This is a genomic window from Oleiphilus sp. HI0043, from assembly GCF_001634935.1.
The window spans coordinates 1-985 of sequence record NZ_LWEY01001649.1; the positions used below are offsets into that span (position 1 = coordinate 1).

1 protein-coding gene and 1 pseudogene are annotated in these 985 nt (G+C 44.3%); one reads left to right on the plus strand and one right to left on the minus strand.

Going from position 1 to position 985, the window contains the following annotated elements; genetic code table 11:
* On the plus strand, window positions 1-169 hold a 169-nt coding region (locus A3729_RS31125), incomplete at its 5' end, for a DUF962 domain-containing protein (protein ID WP_156498125.1).
* A gap of 51 nt (window positions 170-220) precedes the next feature.
* Here the strand turns inward: A3729_RS31125 and A3729_RS33435 are convergent.
* Window positions 221-985, minus strand: a pseudogene (locus A3729_RS33435) (alpha/beta hydrolase); the annotation flags it as partial.

Below are 985 nucleotides of genomic sequence, written 5' to 3' on the forward strand. Positions count from 1 at the left end.
TTGGTCACTGCTAATCGCTCTGCCACTAGTCGGTTATGGTTTCGCCTGGGTCGGACATTTCTTTTTTGAAAAGAACCGTCCGGCTACTTTTACATACCCGCTATGGAGTTTAATGGGTGACTTTGTGATGTTTAAGGATATGCTGCTCGGCAAAGTTAGCTGGTCTTAGTTGTGAGGGAACCACTGTCTGGTCACGCAACATTCGCATAGAGCAGCATGTTTAATTCCGAAGAAAAAGTCTTAGAGCTTGCTCCATTTTCGAGTAGTAAGGGTTCCATGTTAAACGGGCAAATAGTTTGTCTTCTTCGCTATAACCCCATGCTGAAAACCATACACTTTCACCCTCTTCGCATCGGCGCGTATTTGAGGGATTAAAGCTGTTTCCGCACATTCGTTTTTCTCCTTTTTTGCCGTAGTAAGGGTTGTCTGGAGCGAATAGTGGGCTCATATGTGAGCCAGAACTGATTCTCAGTTCCGGCAGTTTCATAGACTTAGTGATAATCTTATCGTCTTCAATAATAGACTCTCCATACCAAATGAAGCGATTTGATGCATGGGTGAAGTTTGAGTCAAAGTATCCTTTGATGGCATGAGGGTTAATGACACTGTCTGCCTCGCTCATCACAATCAGGGTTGGGACATTTGTTTGCTTTGATTCAAATAAGTCTCTGACATATTGTGCACTCTCAGAGTAAGCGATCGAAGCATTAATTGGCGAGGAGCGATATCGGGCTAGGTTATCTTCTTCTGCCTTCCAGCCCCAGTCCATAAATGTCGCAAAGATGGGAGCCAAACGCTCTACAAAAGGTGAAAATGTCTCAAAGCCCGGAGAAAACAGAAGCAAACCATCAACACCACCCTGCTCAATGGCATTGATAGTCACGAGGTTTGCACCGGTAGAAAAACCGCCTAGTAAAACCTTGTTGTACTGTTTTTTCAGCTGTAGAGCATAGTGGTCAACAATGTCTTGCCAATCTTCATAGTG